Source organism: Frigoribacterium sp. PvP121, assembly GCF_017833115.1.
GTDB lineage: Bacteria > Actinomycetota > Actinomycetes > Actinomycetales > Microbacteriaceae > Frigoribacterium > Frigoribacterium endophyticum.
The window spans coordinates 1,505,809-1,526,063 of sequence record NZ_JAFIBR010000001.1 but is presented as its reverse complement, the minus strand read 5'-3'; the positions used below and the strand labels follow the sequence as shown (position 1 = coordinate 1,526,063).

General features: G+C 75.6%; 20 protein-coding genes. 15 read left to right on the top strand and 5 right to left on the bottom strand.

All coding sequences use genetic code 11. From position 1 onward, the window contains the following. The first annotated feature begins 171 nt into the window (after positions 1-171). Both JOE43_RS07125 and JOE43_RS07120 read left to right on the top strand, forming a co-directional pair. Complete coding sequence (locus JOE43_RS07125; RefSeq protein ID WP_209516402.1) at positions 172-2,256, top strand: carboxypeptidase-like regulatory domain-containing protein; 2,085 nt, start codon at positions 172-174, stop codon at positions 2,254-2,256. Between the two features lie 225 nt (positions 2,257-2,481). After that, positions 2,482-3,693 carry an alcohol dehydrogenase catalytic domain-containing protein gene (locus JOE43_RS07120; protein WP_209516399.1) on the top strand — a complete coding sequence of 404 codons (1,212 nt, stop codon included), beginning with the start codon at positions 2,482-2,484 and terminating at the stop codon, positions 3,691-3,693. Positions 3,694-3,762: 69 nt separating this feature from the next. Here JOE43_RS07120 and JOE43_RS07115 read toward each other — a convergent pair whose 3' ends face one another. After that, on the bottom strand, positions 3,763-4,215 hold the full coding sequence (locus tag JOE43_RS07115) for a VOC family protein (RefSeq protein WP_209516396.1): 453 nt from the start codon (positions 4,213-4,215) through the stop codon (positions 3,763-3,765). Between the two features lie 152 nt (positions 4,216-4,367). On the opposite strand from JOE43_RS07115, the gene JOE43_RS07110 reads away from it, so the two are divergent. From JOE43_RS07110 to JOE43_RS07080, 7 genes are all read left to right on the top strand, one after another. After that, positions 4,368-5,354 carry an aldo/keto reductase gene (locus JOE43_RS07110; RefSeq protein WP_209516393.1) on the top strand — a complete coding sequence of 329 codons (987 nt, stop codon included), beginning with the start codon at positions 4,368-4,370 and terminating at the stop codon, positions 5,352-5,354. 157 nt (positions 5,355-5,511) lie between these two features. Next, positions 5,512-5,790: an acylphosphatase gene (locus JOE43_RS07105; protein WP_209516390.1), complete on the top strand. Its 279-nt coding sequence runs from the start codon at positions 5,512-5,514 to the stop codon at positions 5,788-5,790. Between the two features lie 261 nt (positions 5,791-6,051). Beyond that, on the top strand, positions 6,052-6,666 hold the full coding sequence (locus JOE43_RS07100; RefSeq protein ID WP_307803277.1) for a methylated-DNA--[protein]-cysteine S-methyltransferase: 615 nt from the start codon (positions 6,052-6,054) through the stop codon (positions 6,664-6,666). Position 6,667: 1 nt separating this feature from the next. Continuing rightward, positions 6,668-7,210, top strand: coding sequence for an RNA polymerase sigma factor (locus JOE43_RS07095; protein ID WP_209516386.1), 543 nt, complete (start codon positions 6,668-6,670; stop codon positions 7,208-7,210). Then, on the top strand, positions 7,207-7,791 hold the full coding sequence (locus JOE43_RS07090; RefSeq protein WP_209516383.1) for a methylated-DNA--[protein]-cysteine S-methyltransferase: 585 nt from the start codon (positions 7,207-7,209) through the stop codon (positions 7,789-7,791). The genes JOE43_RS07095 and JOE43_RS07090 overlap by 4 nt, the downstream gene beginning before the upstream one ends. After that, a complete protein-coding gene (locus tag JOE43_RS07085; protein ID WP_374072889.1) occupies positions 7,788-8,387 on the top strand; it encodes a DNA-3-methyladenine glycosylase I in 600 nt (199 codons plus the stop codon). Before JOE43_RS07090 ends, JOE43_RS07085 begins: the two co-directional genes overlap by 4 nt. Further along, entirely contained in the window at positions 8,384-9,343 is a 960-nt protein-coding gene (locus tag JOE43_RS07080) for an AlkA N-terminal domain-containing protein (RefSeq protein ID WP_307803276.1), read from the top strand. Before JOE43_RS07085 ends, JOE43_RS07080 begins: the two co-directional genes overlap by 4 nt. Before the next feature lie 52 nt (positions 9,344-9,395). Here JOE43_RS07080 and JOE43_RS07075 read toward each other — a convergent pair whose 3' ends face one another. Continuing rightward, positions 9,396-11,717 carry a beta-glucosidase gene (locus JOE43_RS07075; protein ID WP_245187434.1) on the bottom strand — a complete coding sequence of 774 codons (2,322 nt, stop codon included), beginning with the start codon at positions 11,715-11,717 and terminating at the stop codon, positions 9,396-9,398. A gap of 295 nt (positions 11,718-12,012) precedes the next feature. Here JOE43_RS07075 and JOE43_RS07070 point away from each other — a divergent pair, with 295 nt between their 5' ends. Beyond that, positions 12,013-12,609 (top strand): TetR/AcrR family transcriptional regulator, encoded by a 597-nt coding sequence (locus JOE43_RS07070; RefSeq protein WP_208380390.1) that lies wholly within the window; start codon positions 12,013-12,015, stop codon positions 12,607-12,609. Between the two features lie 41 nt (positions 12,610-12,650). Here JOE43_RS07070 and JOE43_RS07065 read toward each other — a convergent pair whose 3' ends face one another. Continuing rightward, positions 12,651-13,898, bottom strand: coding sequence for an MFS transporter (locus JOE43_RS07065; protein WP_307803275.1), 1,248 nt, complete (start codon positions 13,896-13,898; stop codon positions 12,651-12,653). 305 nt (positions 13,899-14,203) lie between these two features. Between JOE43_RS07065 and JOE43_RS07060 the strand changes: the two genes are divergently transcribed. Both JOE43_RS07060 and JOE43_RS07055 read left to right on the top strand, forming a co-directional pair. After that, positions 14,204-14,491, top strand: coding sequence for a hypothetical protein (locus tag JOE43_RS07060; RefSeq protein ID WP_209516348.1), 288 nt, complete (start codon positions 14,204-14,206; stop codon positions 14,489-14,491). 37 nt (positions 14,492-14,528) lie between these two features. Continuing rightward, a complete protein-coding gene (locus JOE43_RS07055) occupies positions 14,529-15,818 on the top strand; it encodes a M18 family aminopeptidase (RefSeq protein ID WP_209516345.1) in 1,290 nt (429 codons plus the stop codon). Between the two features lie 14 nt (positions 15,819-15,832). On the opposite strand, the gene JOE43_RS07050 is transcribed toward JOE43_RS07055, so the two are convergent. Further along, complete coding sequence (locus JOE43_RS07050) at positions 15,833-16,462, bottom strand: alpha/beta hydrolase (RefSeq protein WP_209516342.1); 630 nt, start codon at positions 16,460-16,462, stop codon at positions 15,833-15,835. A 47-nt stretch (positions 16,463-16,509) separates the two neighbouring features. On the opposite strand from JOE43_RS07050, the gene JOE43_RS07045 reads away from it, so the two are divergent. From JOE43_RS07045 to JOE43_RS07035, 3 genes are all read left to right on the top strand, one after another. After that, positions 16,510-17,043 (top strand): DUF1990 family protein, encoded by a 534-nt coding sequence (locus JOE43_RS07045; protein WP_209516339.1) that lies wholly within the window; start codon positions 16,510-16,512, stop codon positions 17,041-17,043. 105 nt (positions 17,044-17,148) lie between these two features. After that, a complete protein-coding gene (locus tag JOE43_RS07040) occupies positions 17,149-17,496 on the top strand; it encodes a VOC family protein (protein WP_209516336.1) in 348 nt (115 codons plus the stop codon). A 90-nt stretch (positions 17,497-17,586) separates the two neighbouring features. Continuing rightward, positions 17,587-18,714: an alpha/beta fold hydrolase gene (locus tag JOE43_RS07035; protein WP_307803274.1), complete on the top strand. Its 1,128-nt coding sequence runs from the start codon at positions 17,587-17,589 to the stop codon at positions 18,712-18,714. A gap of 28 nt (positions 18,715-18,742) precedes the next feature. Here JOE43_RS07035 and JOE43_RS07030 read toward each other — a convergent pair whose 3' ends face one another. Further along, on the bottom strand, positions 18,743-20,029 hold the full coding sequence (locus tag JOE43_RS07030) for an Nramp family divalent metal transporter (protein ID WP_209516333.1): 1,287 nt from the start codon (positions 20,027-20,029) through the stop codon (positions 18,743-18,745). Positions 20,030-20,255 lie beyond the last annotated feature (226 nt).

The window sequence follows — 20,255 nt, the reverse complement described above, 5'->3', positions numbered from 1 at the left end:
CTCAGCTCGCGGCTAGCCTCGACGGGCGGGCCCATCAGGGGACCAGCACGAGGGGAACGTCATGACCGTCACCGCCACGCCCACGCCCGGCCCCGCCCCGAAGCCCGGGCCCGGCCCGCGGCCCGTCCCGGCCGCCTCGCACACGGCGCCTGCTCCGACCCCCGCCGCCGCGTGAGGGCCGCGCTCCGCCGCGGCGCCGCGGCCGGCACCGTCGCCGTCGTCGCGCTCGGGCTCGCCCTCGCGGGGGCGACCACCGCCTCCGCCGCCCAGGCCGGCGCCTGGGGCAGCTTCACGCTCACCGGGAGCGCCCGCGAGTGGTCCGGCACGATGTCGCTGCCCGGCGGCTTCCCCGAGACGACCTTCACCTCGACCTCGCGCCAGGCCACGGTGCCGAGCGGCTCGAGCACCTGGCAGGCCGCCGCCACCGCACCCGGCGAGCGCTACGGGTCGAGCCGGGGCCTGCCGTACCTCAACCTGCGGCCGCAGCTCGACCGGCCCGTCGCCTCCGCCGCCTCGGTCACCACCTACACGTTCGCCTCCGCGACCCCGTCGGCCGGCTGGTCGTTCGTGCTCGGCGACGTCGACGCCGACCAGGTGACCGTCACCGCGACCGACCCGGCCGGAGCGGCCGTGTCCGCCTCTGCGCTCGGCTTCGGCTCGGCCTACAACTACTGCCGCGTCGCCGGCGGCCCCTCGTGCGACGCGGCCGGCCTCGGCGACGTGCCCACCTGGGACTCCTCGACCGGCGTGCTGCTCGGCAACGCCGGCGCCCTCGACACCGAGGGCGCCGCGGCCTGGTTCAGCCCGACCGTGCCGCTCGGCTCCCTGACGCTGACCTTCCAGCAGCGCTCGGGCTTCCCGGTCTTCCAGACCTGGTTCGCGACGCGCACCCAGTCGCTGACCGGCACCGTGACCGAGGGAGGCGCGGCCTTCCCGGCAGCGGCCGTCACCGTCCGCGACGCCTCCGGCACCGTCGTCGCGGAGACCACCACGAACGCCCGCGGCGAGTACGTCGTGCCGGCCCTCACCGCCGCGCCGGGCTGGCGCGTCACCGTCGAGCCGCCGGCGGGGACCCCCGCCGCCGAGGACGTCGTCGTGGACCTGACGTCGGCCGACGGGGTCGCCGACGTCGCCTTCCCGACCGCTCCGGCGCCCGCGCCGACGTCGGTCGCGGTCACCGCGACGATCGTCGACACCGAGGGCACGCCCGTGCCTGACCTGCCGCTCCGGCTCGTCGAGCGCGCCTCGGGCGCCACGGTGGCCGAGGTGACCACGGCCGGCGACGGCACGGCGACCGTCGCCGACCTCGCCCCGACGACGTCGTACGAGCTCTTCCGCGCCGACACGGGCGAGTCGCTCGGCACGCTCGTGCCCAACAGCGGCGGCGTGCTGCCGGTCGGGTTCTTCCGCCCGGTGCCCGCGCCGGCCCCCGAGCCCACCGTCGACGTGAGCGGCACGATCACCGGCCCCGACGGTGCGCCCGCCGCGGGCGCGACGCTCGACGTCGTGCTCGTGCCGGCCGACGGCGGCGAGCCCACCGAGACGGTCGCGACCGTCGAGACCGACGCCGCGGGCGGCTTCGAGGTCGACGGGCTGCTGCCCGAGACCGACTACGTGATCGTGGTGGACGAGCAGGCGGAGGCGGCGGTCCCGTTCACGACCCCGGCCGCCGGCGCCCCCGCGACGCCGCTCGTGCTCGAGGTGCCCGCGCCCGAGACGGTCAGCGTCGACGGCACGATCGTCGACCAGGACGGCGAGCCCGTCGCCGACGCGCCGGTCGCGGTGCTGCCCGCCACCGGCGACGCCCCGGTGGCCGAGACCACGACCGACGCCGACGGGCGCTTCGTGCTCGACGGCCTCGACCCCGGCACCGACTACCGCCTCGTCGTCGACGGCGACGTCGCCGGGGCGGTGCCCTTCACGACCGGGTTCGCGGACGCCGGGCTGGGCACGGTCGCCGTGACCGTCGTCGCGCCGGACCCGACGCCCGGCCCGACGCCCGACCCGTCGCCCGAGCCCTCCCCCGGCCCCACCGCCGGACCGACGCCGACGGCGAGCGCAGCCCCCGTGGCCCCGGGCGCGACCCCGACGGTCCGTCCCGCCGGGAGACCCGGCGACCTCGCCTTGACCGGCGCCGACGCGGCCTGGCCGCTCGGCCTCGGGGCGGCGCTGCTGGTCGCGGGCCTCGGCCTCGTGACGGGCCGAGCCGTGCTGCGACGCCGGCAGCGGGCCGTCGTGAGCGGGTCGGAGGACTGACACCGCGCCTCCCGCACGCCGCGGCCCCGCCGCCGGTCGCCCGACCGGCGCCGGGGCCGCCGTGCTGAGGGTCAGGCCGTGCCCCGACGGACGTACCCCGTTCACGGAGGGGACTCGGCGGGTGGCGGGGCGGTGCCCGGCCTACCGTCGGCCGGGCACGCGGCACGGCCGCGCGTTCCCGCGGGCCACCCCGCCCGCGGACCCGCAGACCCCAGGAGGAACCCCGTGAAGGCAGTCGTCTGGCACGGCGTCGGAGACATCCGTCTCGACGACGTCGAGCAGCCCACCATCACCGACCCGAACGACGCGATCGTGCGCGTCACCCGCAGCGCGATCTGCGGCACCGACCTGCACTTCGTGCGCGGCACGATGGCGCCGATGGTCGAGGGCACGATCCTCGGCCACGAGGCCGTCGGCGTCGTCACCGAGGTCGGCGACGCCGTGCGCGGCTTCAGCCCGGGCGACCGGGTGATCATCGACAGCACGGTCTCGTGCGGCGCCTGCCGCCACTGCCGCGAGGGCCACACCGCGCAGTGCGACGTCGCGAACCCGAACGGCCCCGACGCCGGCACGAGCTTCTTCGGCGGGCCCGCCTCGACCGGCCCCGTGAACGGGCTGCAGGCCGAGTACGTGCGGGTGCCGTGGGCGCGCAACACCCTGCACCCGCTCCCCGACACGGTCAGCGACGACCAGGCGATCCTGCTCAGCGACATCTACCCCACCGGCTGGTTCGGGGCCGAGCTCGCCGGAGTCCGCCGCGGCGACACCGTGGCCGTGCTCGGCGCCGGCGTCGTCGGCCAGTTCGCGATCGCGTCGGCGTTCCAGCAGGGCGCCGCCCGCGTGATCGCGATCGACCACCTCGAGGACCGCCTCGCCCAGGCCCTGGCCCAGAACGCGGAGGTCGTCGACTTCAGCCGGGAGGACCCCGTCGCGGTCGTCAAGGAGCTCACGAACGGCATCGGCGTCGACGCCGTCATCGACGCGGTCGGGGTCGACGCACAGCACGCCGCGCACGGCCCGGCCGCTCCCGACGCCGAGCAGGCCGCCGCGTTCGAGGCGGAGGTCGCGCAGGTCGCGCCCGACGCCGCCCCGCAGGGCCACCAGTGGGTGCCGGGCAACGCGCCGTCGCAGGCCGCCCGCTGGGCCGTCGAGATGGTCGCCAAGTACGGCCGCATCGGCATCATCGGCGTCTACGCCCCCACGGTCGAGACGTACCCGATCGGCGCCGCGATGCTCAAGAACCTCACGGTGCGGATGGGCAACTGCGACCACCACTCCGTCACGCCGCCGCTCATCGAGCGCGTCGCCGCCGGGCTGTTCGACCCGACCGCGCTGATCACCGAGCGCGAGCCCGTGGCCGACGCGATCGCCGCGTACGAGGCGTTCGACCGGCGCGAGCCGGGGTGGCTCAAGGTCGAGCTGACGACGGGCTCGTAGCCGGGCCGCGACGCGGGGCCTGCGGGAGGCGCGGTGCGGGCGGGGCCGGCACCGCGCCTCCCCGGGTGGTCAGGCGACCGTCGTGCCCGCGCGCATCTCGTCGACGCTGAGCTCCGGGGCACCGCCCGCGGCCGCGGCGGGGTCCATCCAGACGAAGTCCCAGTGGTGACCGTCGAGGTCGTCGAAGCTCTTCGAGTACATGAAGCCGTGGTCCTGCTCGCCGGCCGGCGTCGCCCCCGCGGCGAGGGCGGCGGCGTGCACCGCGTCGACCTCCTCCTTGCTCTCGGCGCTGAGGGCGAGCTGCACCTCGGTCGAGGTGGTGGCGTCGATGATCGTCTTCCGGGTGAACTCCGCGAAGAACGCCCTCGTGAGCAGCATCGCGGTGATCGTGTCGCTGATCACGACGCTGACAGCGTTCTCGTCGCTGAACCCCTCGTTGATCGAGTACCCCAGGGCCTCGAAGAAGGTGCGCGACCGGGCGACGTCGTCGACGGCCAGGTTGACGAAGATCATGGTGGGCATCGGTGCGCCGCCTCTCTGCGGGGCGCCGGCGGCCCGTCGCCGCCGGTCGTCCCCCGCATGATGGCGAGGCGCCGGTGACCGTGTCAAGACCCGTCGGCGCGGGGTGTCCCCCTCCCAGCGGGCACCCCGACAGCGGGTGTTGCGTGGTCTGCATGAAGCACACGACACTCGGCAGCGTCGACGGCGGACTCGACGTGGGCCGCCTCGGCCTCGGCCTGATGGGCATGTCCGCGTTCTACACCGGCAGCGGCACCGACGACGACGAGTCGGTGCGGGTGATCCACGCCGCGCTCGACCACGGCGTGACCCTGCTCGACACCGCCGACATGTACGGCCCGCACACGAACGAGCAGCTGCTGGGGCGCGCCCTGCGCGGCCGGCGCGACGGCGTCGTCGTCGCGACCAAGTTCGGCAACGTCACCGACCCCGAGGCGCGGAGGGAGCGCGCGGTCGACGGCCGGCCCGAGTACGTGCGCCGCTCGATCGACGGCTCGCTGCAGCGGCTCGGGCTCGACCACGTCGACCTCTACTACCAGCACCGCGTCGACCCGCAGGTGCCGATCGAGGAGACGGTCGGCGCCATGGCCGAGCTCGTCACGGCGGGCAAGGTCCGCCACCTCGGCCTGTCCGAGGCGGCTCCCGAGACCATCCGCCGGGCCCACGCCACCCACCCGATCACCGCCCTGCAGACCGAGTGGTCGCTCTGGAGCCGCGACCCCGAGGCCGAGATCGTGCCGCTCGTGCGCGAGCTCGGCATCGGCTTCGTGCCGTACTCGCCGCTCGGCCGCGGGTTCCTCACCGGTGCCCTGCGCTCGGTCGACGAGCTCGCCGACGACGACTTCCGCCGCTTCGCGCCGCGGTTCAGCGGCGACGCCCTCGCCGCGAACGTCCGCATCGTCGAGCAGGTCGACGCCGTGGCCCGCGAGGTCGGGGCCACGCCCGGCCAGGTCGCGCTGGCCTGGCTGCTCGCCAAGGGCGAGGGCGTCGTGCCGATCCCCGGCACGAAGCGCCGCACGTACCTCGACGAAAACGTCGCCGCCGACGACGTCGTGCTCACGGCCGCGCAGGTCGAGCAGCTCGACGCGGTCGCCGCGCCCCAGGGCGACCGGTACGCCGACATGTCGACGGTCGACCGCTAGCGCGGACGGCCCACGGCGGGCGGGTGCGAGCCGGGCGGGCGTCGACGACGGACCGCCCGGCTCGCACCCGCCCGTCGTCGTGACGGGGCAGTGCGACCGGGCAGGGCGACCGGGATAGGGCGGGCCCGAGCGCGGGAGGCGCGGGTACGGTCGCAGCATGGACGACGTGATCAGACGGCGCGCGGTGGTCCGCGGCCTGGTGCAGGGCGTGGGCTTCCGCTTCTCGACCGAGGGCGAGGCCGACCGCCTCGGCGTCGCCGGGTTCGTGCGCAACCTGCCTGACGGCACCGTCGAGACGGAGGCCGAGGGCACGCCGGAGGCGGTCGGCCAGCTGCTGGAGTGGCTCACGGAGGGCCCGCAGGGCTCCCGCGTCGACGGGGTCGACGTGAGCGAGCTGTCGCCGATCGGCGAGGGCGGCTTCGAGACGCGGCACTGAGCGGCGGCGCGAGCCGGAGGCATCGGCGGGCGGCGGCGTCGGCGAGCGCCGACGTGCCGGGACCCGGCCCGGGAGCTCGCACGCACCCGACAGCGTGGAGTCCCCGGACCGGGCGCACCCGAGGGTGCACCAGCCTGTCTACCAGGTCGGCCGGTGCGCTCGCCCACCGGTCGGGGGACGAACTCGGGGCGACCACCTCACATCCGCCCCCTCTCGCGCGTCTCCAGCGTGGGTAGCATCGGCGGAGGCGAGGAGACGACCGTGACGGAGACCGACAGGGCACGCGGAGCGGGCACCACGGGCACAGGCAGGGGCACGGGCACGGGCACGGGCCACGCAGCCCCGACCGCGGCCCCCGACGCGACGGTCGTGCACACCACCACGAGCACGCCCGTCGGCGTGCTCACCGTCGCCGGGGGCGTCGACGGGCTCGTGGGCCTGTGGTTCGAGGGCCACCGGCGCGGGCCGACCCGCGACTCCCTGGGCCCGCGCTCCGACGTCGGCACCGGCGCGAGCGACTTCGGCGAGGTGGCCCGGCAGCTCGGGCAGTACTTCGCCGGCGAGCGGACGGCCTTCGACCTGCCGCTCGCGCCGCGCGGCGACGACTTCCGCCAGCGGGTCTGGGCGGCCCTCCGCACGATCCCCCACGGCGAGACCCGCACCTACGGCCAGCTCGCCGCGAGCCTCGGCGGGGTCGGGCTGGCCCGGGCCGTCGGCGCCGCGAACGCGCTGAACCCGCTGAGCATCGTCGTGCCGTGCCACCGGGTGGTCGGCGCCGGCGGGGCCCTCACCGGCTACGCCGGCGGGCTGGAGCGCAAGAGGTTCCTGCTGGCCCTCGAGGAGCCCGCCGAGCGGCGCGAGAGCCGGCTGTTCTGACGTGGGCCCGTTCGACCGCGCCGTCGAGCAGCACGGGGTCACCGTGCTGCGCGTCTGCCGTGCCCTGCTGCCGCCGGCCGACGCCGACGACGCCTGGTCGGAGACCTTCCTCGCCGCGCTCGTCGCCTGGCCCGGGCTGCCGCCGGGGACGAACGTCGAGGCCTGGCTCGTGACCGTCGCGCGCCGCAAGGCCCTCGACGTTCTGCGCGGGCAGGCCCGCCGCGCGCTCCCGGTCGAGACGCTGCCCGAGCCGCCCGCGCCCCGGCCCTTCGACGAGGTGCTCGCCCGTGACGACGAGCTGCTCGGCGCCGTCCGCGGGCTGCCGCACCGGCAGCGCGTCGCCGTCGTCGGGCACCACCTCGCGGGGCTCAGCCACCGCGAGGTCGCCGAGGCCACCGGGGTCAGCCACGACGCCGCCCGTCGGGCCGCGAGCGACGGGGTCGCCGCGCTGCGGACGGCGCTGGGGCCCCCGCCCACGGCCTCGGAGCCGCCCCCGGCGCTCCCGCCCGCACCCCGCCGTCGTCGACCCGGAGGACCCTCGTGACCGACCCGACCACCGCCGAGCAGGTCGACCTCGCCGTGCTGCGCGCCCGGCTCGCGGTCAGCGCGGCCGACTCCGGCGTGCTCGACGTGGCCTGGACCACCCTCGACTCCCCCGTCGGCCGCCTCCTGCTCGCCGCGACGGAGGTCGGCCTCGTGCGGGTCGCCTTCGAGGTCGAGGGGCACGACGCCGTGCTCGACCGACTCGCGACGACGGTCAGCCCCCGCGTGCTGCGGGCGCCGGCCCGGCTCGACGCGGCGGCCCGCGAGCTCGACGAGTACTTCGCCGGCCGTCGTCGGCGCTTCGACCTGCCGCTCGACCGTCGTCTCTCGCGCGCGTTCCAGCTCGCCGTGCTCGAGCACCTGCCCGAGATCCCCTACGGTCGGACGGCGAGCTACGCCGCCGTGGCCGCGGGGGCGGGCAGCCCCCGCGCGGTGCGGGCCGTCGGCACGGCCTGCGCGACCAACCCGCTGCCGCTCGTCGTGCCGTGCCACCGCGTGGTGCGGAGCGACGGCACGGTCGGCCGCTACCGTGGCGGCCCCGAGGCCAAGGCCCTGCTGATCGACCTGGAGGCGACATCGTGAGCGACGTGGTGATCGGCGACGACGGGCTCGCCCGCCCCGCCTGGGCGGCCGTCGACCCCCTCCTGCGCGAGTACTACGACACCGAGTGGGGCATGCCCGTCCGCGACGAGCGGGGGCTCTTCGAGCGGCTGAGCCTCGAGGCCTTCCAGTCGGGGCTCTCGTGGGCGACCATCCTCCGCAAGCGGCCCGCCTTCCGGGCGGCGTTCCGCGACTTCGACCCCGACGTCGTGGCCGCGTTCGACGACGACGACCGGGCACGGCTGATGGCCGACGCGGGCATCGTCCGCAACCGGCTCAAGGTCGACGCGACGGTCGCCAACGCCCGTGCCACCGTGGCCCTGCGCGAGGCGGGCGGGCTCGTCGACCTCGTCTGGTCGTTCCGGCCCGCCGAGACGCCCCGTCCCGCCACCGCGGCCGAGGTGCCGACGACCTCGCCCGAGAGCGTCGCCCTCTCGCGCGCCCTGAAGGCCGTGGGGTTCCGCTTCGTGGGCCCGACGACCATGCACGCCCTGATGGAGGCGACGGGCATCGTCGACACCCACCTCGTCGACAGCCACCGGCGCGGGTCGTCCGGGGTGTGGGCGGAGACGCCGTGAGGGCCGGGAGCGCTCCTCCGGCAGGCTCCGCGGCCGAGCCGACCCGCGACTCCCGCGCTCGTCGCCTGTCGCTCGCCGTCGACGGCGACTACGACCCGGCCCACGCGGTCGGCCTGCTCGCCGCGCACAGCGTGCCGGGGGCCGAGCTGACCGACGTGGCGGCCTCGACCCACTCCCGGGTCGTCGACCTCGGCGGGGCCGGGGCCGACGGGGCCGCTCGGCTCGCACGGCTCGACGTGCACTTCGGCGCCGACGTCGTCGAGGTCGACGTCGTGCCCGCCCACGGCCTCGACCTCGGCCCGGCCGACCTCGACCGGGCCGGGGCGCTGACCCGCCGCTGGCTCGACCTCGACGGCGACACCGCCGCGGTGCAGGCCGCCCTCGGCGCCGACCCGGTGCTGGGCCCGCTCGTGCGGGCCCGGCCGGGCATCCGCGTCACGGGCAGCCCCGACGGCTTCGAGACGGCGGTGATGACCGTGCTCGGGCAGCAGGTCTCGCTCGCCGCCGCTCGCACGTTCACGGGGCGGCTCGTCGCGGCGCACGGCGTCGACGTGCCCGGCACGGGGCTCCGGCGCTTCCCCCGCGCGGACGCGCTGGCCGCCGTCGACGTCGACGAGCTGCGCGCCGCGGTCGGCGTGACGAACGCCCGGGCGCGCACGCTCTCGGCCCTCGCGGCGGTCGTCGCCGACGGCCTCGTGATCTCGCCCGACGTCGACCTCGCCGACGCCCGACGACGGCTGCTCGCCGTGCCGGGCATCGGGCCCTGGACGGTCGAGTACCTCGCCGTGCGCGCCCTCGCCGACCGCGACGCGTGGCCGGCCGGCGACCTGGTGCTGCGGCGGGTGCTCGGCGGGGTCAGCACGAAGGAGGCGGAGGCGGCCTCGGCCCCGTGGTCGCCCTTCCGCGCCTACGCCCTGTTCCACCTCTGGGCCGCGGTGCTGCCGACCGCGCCCTGAGCGGGGCCGGCAGCACCCGGGAGCGCCGCAGCGCCCCGACCGGGCCGACGGGTCAGGCGGTGAGCACCGTCGTCGCCGTCAGGGGCAGCTCGGCCACCGAGGTGCCGACGTGCAGCGTGAACTCGCCGGGCTCGTGCGCCCACGCGCCGTCGCGCCAGTCGGCGAGGGCCCGCGCCGGCACCTCGACCGTCACCACGTCCGACTCCCCCGCCGCGAGCTCGACGGGCCGGAAGCCGACGAGCCAGAGCGCGGGGCGCTCCACGACCGAGTCGGGGCGCGACGCGTAGACCTGCACCACGTGCTTGCCCGCGCGGGCGCCCGTGTTCTCGACCCGGACGGTGACGGTCACCGCGCCTCCCTCGGCCACCGCGTCGGAGACCTCGAGGCCCGACTGCCGCCAGGTCGTGTAGCCGAGGCCGTGGCCGAAGGGCCAGGCCGGCTCGACGCCGGCGCGCAGCCAGGCGCGGTACCCCACGTGGATGCCTTCGTCGTAGCGGACGGTGCCGTCGACCGGAGTGACGTCGAGCACGGGCACGTCGGCCGTGGCCGCGGGCCAGGTCGTGGGCAGGCGGCCGCCGGGCTCAGCGTCGCCGACCAGGAGGTCGCCGAGGGCGTGGCCGTACTCCTGCCCGCCGAACCAGGTGAGCAGCACGGCGGCGGCCTCGTCGCGCCAGGGCAGCTCGACGGGCGAGCCGGCGTTGACGACCGCGACGGTGCGCGGGTTCGCGGCGAGCACGGCGCGGGCGAGGTCGTCCTGGCGGCCGGGCAGCGCGAGCGTGGAGCGGTCGAAGCCCTCCGACTCGACCTTGCTGTTCGTGCCCACGACGAGCACGACCAGGTCGGCGTCGGCGGCCGCGGCGGCCGCCTCGTCGATGAGCTGCTGCGGGTCGGTGTCGTCGGCGTCGAGCCCGGCGGTGAACATCATCGTGCCGGCGAAGGCCTCGCCGCTCGTCTCCGCCCGCCGGTAGCGGATGACGAGCTCGACCGGGCGGCCCGCCTCGACGTCGAGCGGGTGCGACTCGCTCGGCGGGGCGAGCAGCGCCGCGCCCAGCTCGTCGCCGTCGGCCTCGGTCCGGGCGGTGAAGAGCTCGTCGCCGTCGACCACGAAGGTGGCCTCGCCGATCGAGGCGAAGCCGAGCCGGACCCGGCCCGAGGAGGCGGGGGTCCAGGTGGTGCTGACCTCCAGCTCGTGCAGGCGCTCGACGGGTGCGTCGCCGCCCAGGTAGACGAGGGCGGTGGCCCGTCGCTCCTCCGCGAAGATCTCGTCGCCCGACTCGTCGAGGAAGCGCACGTGCACGCCGGGCTCGCCCGTCGCCGGGTTCGTCAGCTCGGCGAGGGGCAGCTCGGCGACGCCCTCCTGCACGACCGCGCCGACCGACCAGGTGACCTCGGCGTCGGGGAAGGCGGCACGGACGCCCTCGACGGGGCTGACCACGCTCTCGGGCACCACGGTCGCGCTGCCGCCGCCCTGCGTGCGGGCACGGTCGGCGTTGTCGCCGATCACCGCGATGCGGCGCACGCTGCCAGCGGCGACGGGCAGCAGCCCGTCGTTGGCCACGAGCACGGCACCGGCGGCCTCGGCCTCCCGGGCGAAGGCGACGCCGTCCTCGACGTGCACCGGGTCGGTGCCCTCGAACCCCTCGAGGGCGCCGACGCGGGCGGCGAGGCGGAGCAGGCGGAGCACCTTGCGGTCGACGTCGGCCCGGTCGACCGAGCCGTCGCGGACGGCGGCGACCAGGGCGCCGCCCCAGGGCCCGACCGGGCCGGGCATGACGAGGTCCTGGGAGGCGCGGGCGCTGTCGACGGAGCGCACCGCCGTCCAGTCGCTGATGACGACGCCGTCGAAGCCCCACTCGCTGTTCAGCGGCGTCTCGAGCAGGTCGTTCTCCGTGGCGGTGGTGCCGTTGACGGAGTTGTAGGCGCTCATCACCAGCCAGGCCCGGGCCTCCGTCACGCTCTTCTCGAAGGCGAGCAGGTACAGCTCGCGGAGGGCGCGGTCGCCGACGACGACGTCGGCGGTGAAGCGCTCCGTCTCGAAGTCGTTGGCGACGTAGTGCTTGGGGGTGGCCCCGACGCCGTTCTCCTGGACGCCGGCGACGTAGGCGGCCGCGAGGTCGGCGGTCAGCACGGGGTCTTCGCTGAAGGCCTCGAAGTGACGGCCGCCGAGCGGGGAGCGGTGCAGGTTGATGGTCGGGCCGAGCACGACGTCGACGCCCTTGCGGCGGGCCTCGACGGCGGAGGCGTGGCCGTAGCGACGGGCCACCTGGAGATCCCAGGTGGCGGCGAGCGCCGTGCCGCTCGGGAGGTTGAGCGACGGGTCGCGCTCGTCCCAGAACTCGCCCCGCACGCCGGATGGCCCGTCGGAGAACAGCATGCGGCGGAGGCCGATCTGCTCGATCGGCCAGCTCGTCCAGAAGTCGCGGCCGGTGAGCAGCTGGACCTCCTGCTCGAGCGACAGCTGGCCGAGCAGCTCGGTGAGGCGGGCGGTGACGGCGTCGTCGCCGGCGGAGGAGGGGGTCACGAGGGGCCTTCCGGTGGTGGTCGGAGATCGGTCGCGGCCGGCGCAGCACCGCGGTGGAGAGAACGCTACTCGACAAAACCGAACAGCGGTGGGTTTTCGTGGCGTCGGTGGCGGCAGAGCCGACCGGGGGGTGGGTAGCCTGGCGCACATGGCACAACGGGGTTCGTACGCGAAGGGGATCGCGAAGCGCGAGGAGATCTTGCGGGTCGCGCTCGAGGTGGTGGCCCGCAACGGGTTCCGGGCCACCTCGGTGAAGGAGCTGGCCGACGCGGTCGGGCTCACCCAGGCCGGCCTGCTGCACTACTTCGACAGCAAGGAGGGGCTCTTCACCGCCATCCTCCGCGCCCGTGACGAGGCCGACTCGGCCCGCTGGGCCGAGCTCGACGACATCGTCGACCTGCTGCTCGCGGTGATCCGGCACAACTCCGAGACCCCCGGGCTCGTGCAGCTCTTCGCGAGCCTGTCGACGGCCGCGACGAGCGACCCCGGGCACGCCGCCCGCGACTACTTCGTCGAGCGGTACGCCCGGCTGCGCGTCGACTTCACGACGGCGATCGAGCGACGCCAGGTCGCCGGGCAGATCGCCCCCGACGTCGACGCCGTCACGCTCGCGGGCGTGCTGGTCGCCGTCAGCGACGGCATGCAGCTGCAGTGGATGCTCGACCCCCGCACCGACATGGCCGAGCACGTGCGGCTCGTCTGGGAGCTGGCCCTCCGCACCGCGACGGTGGCCGCGCCGGCCTGACCGGGCGACCACCGCCTCCGTGCGGCTCGAGGGGCGGGGCGTCAGCGCACCCGACGGATCGGGATGATGACGAGCGCGCCGATCACGGTGACGATGCCCGCGCCCCAGAGCATGACGACGTAGTTGTCGTTCGTCGCGCTGCCGATGCCGAGCAGGGCCAGGGCGAGCGCCGGGGCGAGCGACTGCGGCAGGGCGTTGGCGATGTTGATGACGCCGAGGTCCTTGCCGGGGCGGTCGGCGTTCGGCAGCACGTCGACGATCAGGGCGGTGTCGACGGCCGCGTAGATGCCGAAGGCGAAGCCCATGACGACCTCGGCGACGTAGAACCCGGTGACCGTCTCGGCGTGGGCCAGCATCACGAGGCCGACCGCGAAGACGAGCGTCGAGCCGGCGACGAAGACCTTGCGACGACCGGTGCGGTCGCTCAGCCAGCCGGAGACCGCGGCGCTGACGAGCAGGGCGATCGTGTAGAGCAGCACGCCGAAGGCGACGGCGGCCGTGGCCTCGGCGACGTCCTCGATGCCGAGGTGGCGCTCCATGTAGAGCAGGCGGTACGTCGTGAACATGAACGTGCCGAGCGTGATCAGGAACCGCGACCACCAGGCGAGGCCGAAGTCGGGGTTCTTGATCGGGTTGGTCCAGAACGAGCTGACCAGGTTCACGACCGTGAACTTCTTGAGCTCGTAGGCGGGCAGCTCGTCGCGGGCCACCACGGCGTAGACGAGCACCAGGACGACGGCCAGCACGCCCGGCAGGACGAACAGCAGCGGCAGGTTGCCGACGAGGTACACGGCCAGGTAGAGGCCGGCGAGGATGGCGACGTTCTGCGCCAGGGCGATGATGCTCGACGCCCGGCCGCGCTGCACCTCGGGCACGTTGTCGGCGAAGCTCGCGATCAGGGTGGCGAGCACGGCGTTGGCGGCGATCTGCGCGAGCAGCCAGGCGAGGGTCAGCGTGAGCTGGTCGGGCGCCGCCGCCACGAGGCCGAGGGCGACCGTGAGCAGCACCACGCCGCCGACGAGGTAGGGGCGACGACGGCCCCAGCGGGTGCGGGTGCGGTCGCTCAGGGCACCGATCAGCGGGTTGGCGATCAGGGCGCCGAGGGCGCCGATCGGGAGCACCTGGCCGACGAGGGTCTCGGGGCTGTCGGGCGCGAGCTGCTGGGCCTTGAGCTGCATGCTCACGAAGACCGGCGAGAGCAGGGCCACGAAGAGGCCGAACTGGGCGAACCCGAGGGCGGCCAGGTAGCCCCTGCCCACTCGGATCGTGCTGACGGGTTGGGTGAGCACGGTCTCACCGCACGGTCCGGACAGGGCCATTGACGCCTCCTCGAGTCAAAACCTAGCTGCGCTAGGTGTTCGAGACTGTACACGAGCGTGAACCGGTGTCAACAGCTCGTGACGACAGGTGTCGGCCGGGGCGCGGGCGGACTCGCGCCGTCGAGGACTCAGGGAGAGGACGCGCCGCAGGCGTCGGTCGCGGCCCGCGGCGCGTGTCCCTCCTGATTCGTCGACGGGGCCGGGGCGCCGAGGGAGGCGGGCGGGCGGAGCGGGCCGCGCCTAGGGTCGGGGTCACGACCGAGAGAGGACGCCCCATGAGCGACCAGAGCGACCACGACCAGGACGCCGTCGAGGCGGCGGCACTCGCGACGTTCCGCGACGACCCGCAGGGCGCCCCCGCGAGCAGCGACGACACGACGGCCGACGACGACCTCGTCTCGCCGCTCGGCGGCACCACCTCCGGCGAGGAGGACTACGTCGCCGTCGACCCCGCCGGCTACTCGGGCGAGGCGACCGCGGGCCTCGTCGCCGAGGACGAGGACGGCCGCGGCGAGAGCGGCCCCGAGCCCGGCGCCCAGGTCGGCGGCAGCGCCGGGCGCTGACCCCCGCCGGGCGGGGCCGGGTGGCATGCTGGTGGGGATGACCTCCTCGCGCGCGCACCTCGACGACCTCGCCTCCTTCATCCAGGCCTCGCCCTCCTCCTTCCACGCCGCGGCCGAGGCCGCCCGTCGGCTCGACGCGGCGGGCTTCGACCGGCTCGACGAGCGGGCCGAGTGGCCGACGGGGCCCGGCCGCCGCTACGTCCTCCGCGACGGCGCCGTGATCGCCTGGATCCAGCCCGAAGGAGCCACCGCGACCACGCCGTACCGCATCGTCGGCGCGCACACCGACTCCCCCGGCTTCAAGCTGAAGCCGAGGAGCACGACCGGCACCCGCGGCTGGCTGCAGGCCGGCGTCGAGGTCTACGGCGGCCCGCTCTACAACTCGTGGCTCGACCGCGACCTCGAGTTCGCCGGCCGGCTCGTGACGCGCACCGGCGAGGTGCACCTCGTCCGCACGGGGCCGGTGCTGCGCTTCCCGCAGCTGGCCGTCCACCTCGACCGCGGCGTCAACGACGGCCTCGCGCTCGACCCGCAGCGTCACCTCGACCCCGTGGTCGGGGTCGGCCCCCTCGCCGACGCCGACGTGCTCGGGCACCTCGCGGGGCTCGCCGGCCTGACCGGCGACGACGTCGCCGGGTACGACATCTCGGTGGCCGACACCGCGCCTCCCGCCGTCATCGGCCTCGCCGGCGACCTCTTCGCCGCGGGCCGCATGGACAACCTCACGTCGACGCACGCCGGCCTCGTCGCGCTGCTCGACGTCGCGGCGTCGGGCGTCGAGCTCGCCGACGTCGCCGTGTTCGCGGCGTTCGACCACGAGGAGGTCGGCTCCGAGACGCCCTCGGGCGCGGCCGGCCCGATGCTCTCCGACGTGGTGACCCGCGTCACGGCCGGGCTCGGCGGCACCGAGGTCGACCGGCTCCGCGCCCTCGCCGGCTCGTGGTGCCTCTCCGCCGACGCCGGCCACGCCGTGCACCCGAACTACCCCGAGCGCCACGACCCGGTGAACCAGCCCGTCGTCAACCGGGGGCCGCTGCTGAAGATCAACGCGAAGCAGCGCTACGCCACCGACGGGCCCGGCGCGGCCGAGTGGGCGCGCTCGTGCGAGCAGGCCGGCGTGCCGTACCAGGAGTTCGTCTCGAACAACGCGGTGCCCTGCGGCTCCACCATCGGGCCGATCACCGCGACCCGGCTCGGCGTCCGCACCATCGACGTGGGCGTGCCGCTGCTCAGCATGCACTCCGCCCGCGAGCTCTGCGGCGTCGACGACCCGGGCTACCTCGCCCGCGCCGCGGCGGCGTTCCTCGCGCCGGTCGCGGCCGCCTAGCCGGTCGCGGCCGCCTAGCCGGTCGCGACGTCCTGGCCGACCTCGAGCCGGCCGCCGAAGGCCCAGTCGAGCATCGCGGGCCAGGCGCCGTAGCCGGAGTCGGGGGTCAGGTGACCACCTCGGGGCACGACGTGCAGGGCGGCCTCGACCCGCGACTCCCACGTGTCGACCAGGCCGAGGGGCAGCCACGGGTCGTCGTCGCCCGCCACGAGGACGGCGTCGTCGGCGGGTGCCGAGCCCGGGCGGCCGCGGGCACCGAGCGAGAGGCGCCGCCCGTCGAGCACGTCTCCCCCGGCGAACTCCCGGACGGCCTCCTGCCCCGCGATCAGCTCGGGCGAGGGAGGCGCCACCAGCGCCACGCGGTCCGCCCGCGGAGGAGCGTCGCCAGCCTGCAGCCGCAGCCAGACGAGGCAGGCGAGGCTGTGGCAGACCACCGTCACCGGTCCCTCCGGCAGGGCGGCGAGCTCGGCGCGCACCACGGCCTCCCACTCGGCCAGCTGCGGCCGGTCGGGGTCGGGCAGCTGCGGGTAGCGGACGACGAGGCCCCGCCCCTCGAGGTCGTCGGCGAGCCGGTGCTGCCAGTGGTCGGCCGGTCGCCGGTTCTGCCAGCCGTGCAGGACGAGGTAGCTCGTGGGGTCGGTCACGCTCCGATCCTGCCCGAGCGTGCAGGCGCGCGTGCCAGGCTCGACGCATGACGTCACCGACCACCCCCGAGGGCTTCGGGCCCGGCTACGCGTTCGACGGCCGGCCCACGCTCACCCGCCACGCGCCTCCCGGGTTCCGGCTCACGACCGCGAGCCGCGTCGTCGGGCACGGCGACGCGGACTTCCGCCGTGCCGCCGACGCGGTGCTGCGGTTCGAGGTGCACCGCGGGTCGGGCTTCGTGCCCGAGCAGGTGCCCGAGCGGGCCGTCGTCGGCGAGGTGAACGTCTGGGCGATCCCGGTCGGGCCGCTGCGCTCGCGCGTCGCCTGCCGCGTCTTCGCGGTCGTGGACGACGAGCGCACCGCTGGCTTCGGCCACGCGGCCCTCGTCGGCCATCCGCAGCGCGGCTGGGAGAGCTACCTCGTCACCCTGCACCACGACGGGCGCGTGACCCTCGACATCCGCGTCGTCTGGCGCCCGGCCGCCTGGTACATGCGGGCCGCGGGGCCGGCGGCCCGCCTGGCGCTCGGGGCCGTCCTGCACCGCAACCTTCGGGCGCTCGACCCGGTGATCGCGGGCTGACGGGCCGTCGCGACGCCCCCGCGCGTCGCCCCGGGGCCCCGGTCACCGTCGCCCCGGGCGGGCGTGGCGTCGCGCCGCGGCCGCCGCCCCTGCCAGACTCGCCGCATGCGCATCAGCAGCGTCACCGTCGGACTCTCGGTCAGCGACCTCGTCGCGGCCCGGTGCTGGTACGAGTCGGTGCTCGACGTCGACGGCCCCCAGCTCGACCCGGTCGAGGGCATCGTCGAGTACGACCTCGGCGGCTGCTGGCTGCAGCTCGGCGAGGAGGCCCCGACCGGCTCCGCCACGGCGGTGCTGCGTCTCGGCGTCGACGACGTCCACGCCGAGCGGGCCCGGCTGGTCGAGCTCGGCCTCGACCTGCCCGAGGTCGTCCACGTGCCCGGGGTGCTCGACGTGGTCGACTTCCCCGACCCCGACGGCAACCACCTGAGCCTCTACACGCTCGTCGACTGACCGGGGCGCGCTCAGCGGCGTCCGCGGCGGCGGTGCCAGACTGGGCAGTCCGCGTCGGTCCTCGGCGCGGTGACGACCCCGAGGAGGCGCGTGGCCGACAGCCAGGAGCGCGACCGTGACGAGTCGAGCACGCACGTCACCGTGCAGCGCGTCGAGCGCGGCGACCTCTCCGTCCGCGTCAGCACGATCGGCGCGACGGGTGACCGCCCGTTCGTGCTCGTGCCGGGCATCGGCGTCTCGTCGGACTACTTCGAGCGACTCGCGCCCGACCTGAACCGCTTCGGCCCGGTGCACGCCCTCGACCTGCCCGGGTTCGCCGGGGTCACGCACCCGGGGAAGGCCCTCGAGATCTCGGAGTTCGCCGACCTCGTGGGCGCCGTCATCGACGACCTCGGCCTGACCGACCCCGTCCTGGTCGGGCACTCGATGGGCACGCAGATCGTCACCGACCTGGCGGCCCGTCGGCCCGGGCTGTCGACGCTCGTGCTGATCGGGCCGGTGATCAACCCCGCCGAGCGCCGCGTGCTGACGGCGGGGCGGCGCTTCGTCCAGGCCGCGTGGCACGAGCCCGGCCGGGTGAAGGTGCTCGCCCTGCGCGCGTACCTCGCCTGCGGCGTGCACTGGTTCTCGCAGGTGCTGCCGAAGATGATGACCTACCCGATCGAGGACGTCCTGCCCAGGGTCCGGGCCGACACCCTCGTCATCCGTGGCGAGCACGACGCGGTGGCGCCGCGCGCGTGGGTGGAGCGCGTCGGCGAGCTGCTGCCGTCGTCGCGGCTCTGGGAGATGCCGGGCGCCGCGCACTCCGTGATGCACGCCCACGCCCAGGAGGTCGCGCGGCTCTGCGTCGAGCACGCCGAGAAGCCCGTGCACCGCGACGAGGGCAGCGTCCTGCACGAGTACGTCGACGCGGGCGACGGAGACGAACGCCGGGACTTCCGGCCCACCCTCGGCGAGTCGCTGGCCGCGGCCGGCGCGAGCCTCCGCGAGGGCCTCGCGATCGCCCGCGGCGACGACGCGGGCATCGCCGAGGCGAAGACCGACCACGCCGAGGCGATGCAGGCCGCCTTCGACCGGGCCGAGCGCGACCACGACCGCCGGCACGACCACGACGACCACTCGGGCGCCGAGCACGACGGGGGCGGCGACGCGGGCGCCGACCCCCGGAGCGCCGAGCACGACGCGGGCGAGCAGCAGGGCCGCACCGAGCGGGGCTGACCGGCCTGCGGGAGGCGCGGGGCGACTCCTACGAGCCCGTGACGGTCAGCCAGATGAGCGCGACGTTGAGGGCCACGACGACGACCGCGCACGCCCAGGCCGCGACGCGCGTGGGCCTCGCGTTGACGCCCGTGCCCATGAGGCGGGCGTCGCTCGTGGCGACCACGAGCGGGATCAGCGCGAACGCGATGCCGAAGCTCAGCACGACCTGGCTGAGCACGAGCAGCCAGGTCGGGCTGATGCCCGTCGCGAGCAGCACGAGCGCCGGCACCAGCGTGACCACCCGGCGGACGAACAGCGGCAGGCGCACGTGCAGCAGGCCGCGCATGATCTCGGCGCCCGCCATCGCGCCGATCGACGTCGACGCGAGGCCCGAGGCCAGCAGGCCGACGGCGAACAGGACGCCGACGACCGGCCCGAGGGCGTCGGCGATCGCGTCGTGGGCGCCGGGGATGGTGTCGGTGCCGGTGCGGCCGGGCAGGGTCGACGCGGCCAGGACGAGCATGGCGATGTTCACGCCGCCGGCGATGACGAGGGCGAAGACGACGTCCCACCGGGTGGCCCGGAGCACGCGACGGCGGTCGGCGCCCTCGGTCACCGTGCCGTGGTGGTCGCGCACGAGCGCGGAGTGCAGGTACACCGCGTGCGGCATGACCGTCGCCCCGAGCATCGACGCGGCGAGCAGCACCGACTGGCTGCCCTCGAACCGCGGCACGAGGCCGGCGAGCATGTCGCCCGCCGACGGGGGCGAGAAGAGCAGGCCGGCGCAGAACCCGATCGTGAGGACGGCCAGGAGCGCGATGACGATCGTCTGGAAGACGTGGCCGCGGCGGTAGCGCGTCAGCATCAGCAGGCCGAGCGACACGGCCCCGGTGATCAGGCCGCCGACGACGAGCGGAACGCCGAAGAGCAGCTGCAGGGCCAGCGCCCCGCCGATGATCTCGGCGACGTCGGTCGCCGCCGCGACGATCTCGGCCTGGCCCCAGAAGGCGAGCCGGCGCTTCCGGCCGAGCCGGTCGCCGAGCACCTCGGGCAGCGACCGGCCGGTGACGATGCCGAGCTTCGCCGACAGGTACTGCACGAGCACGGCGATGGCGTTCGCCGCGACGAGCACCCAGAGCAGCAGGTACTGGTACTGCGCGCCGGCGGTGAGGTTGGCGGCGACGTTGCCGGGGTCGACGTAGGCGATGGCCGCGACGAACGCGGGGCCGAGCAGGGTGCCGCGGGGCCTCGGGAGGGCGACCGCGGAGGGCTGGTCTACCCGCGCCTCCCCGGGGGCGTCGTCGTCACGGCGGCGGGCGTCGATCGTCGGCATGCGCTCGACCCTACACAGGTTTCGGGATGCCGAACTTCTTTGTTCAGGGTCTTGCGCCGGGCGACTCGAGCGCAGTACGGCCGCCTGCGAGGAGGACTTCGGAACCGATCCAGGACGGCAGACCTGCGCCTCGCACGAGCTGACGAGACCGGAGCTCGAGCCACCGGACCGAAGACCGTCACGTGCCGCCATCAGGCTTGCACGACACCGGAATATCACTGTAGAA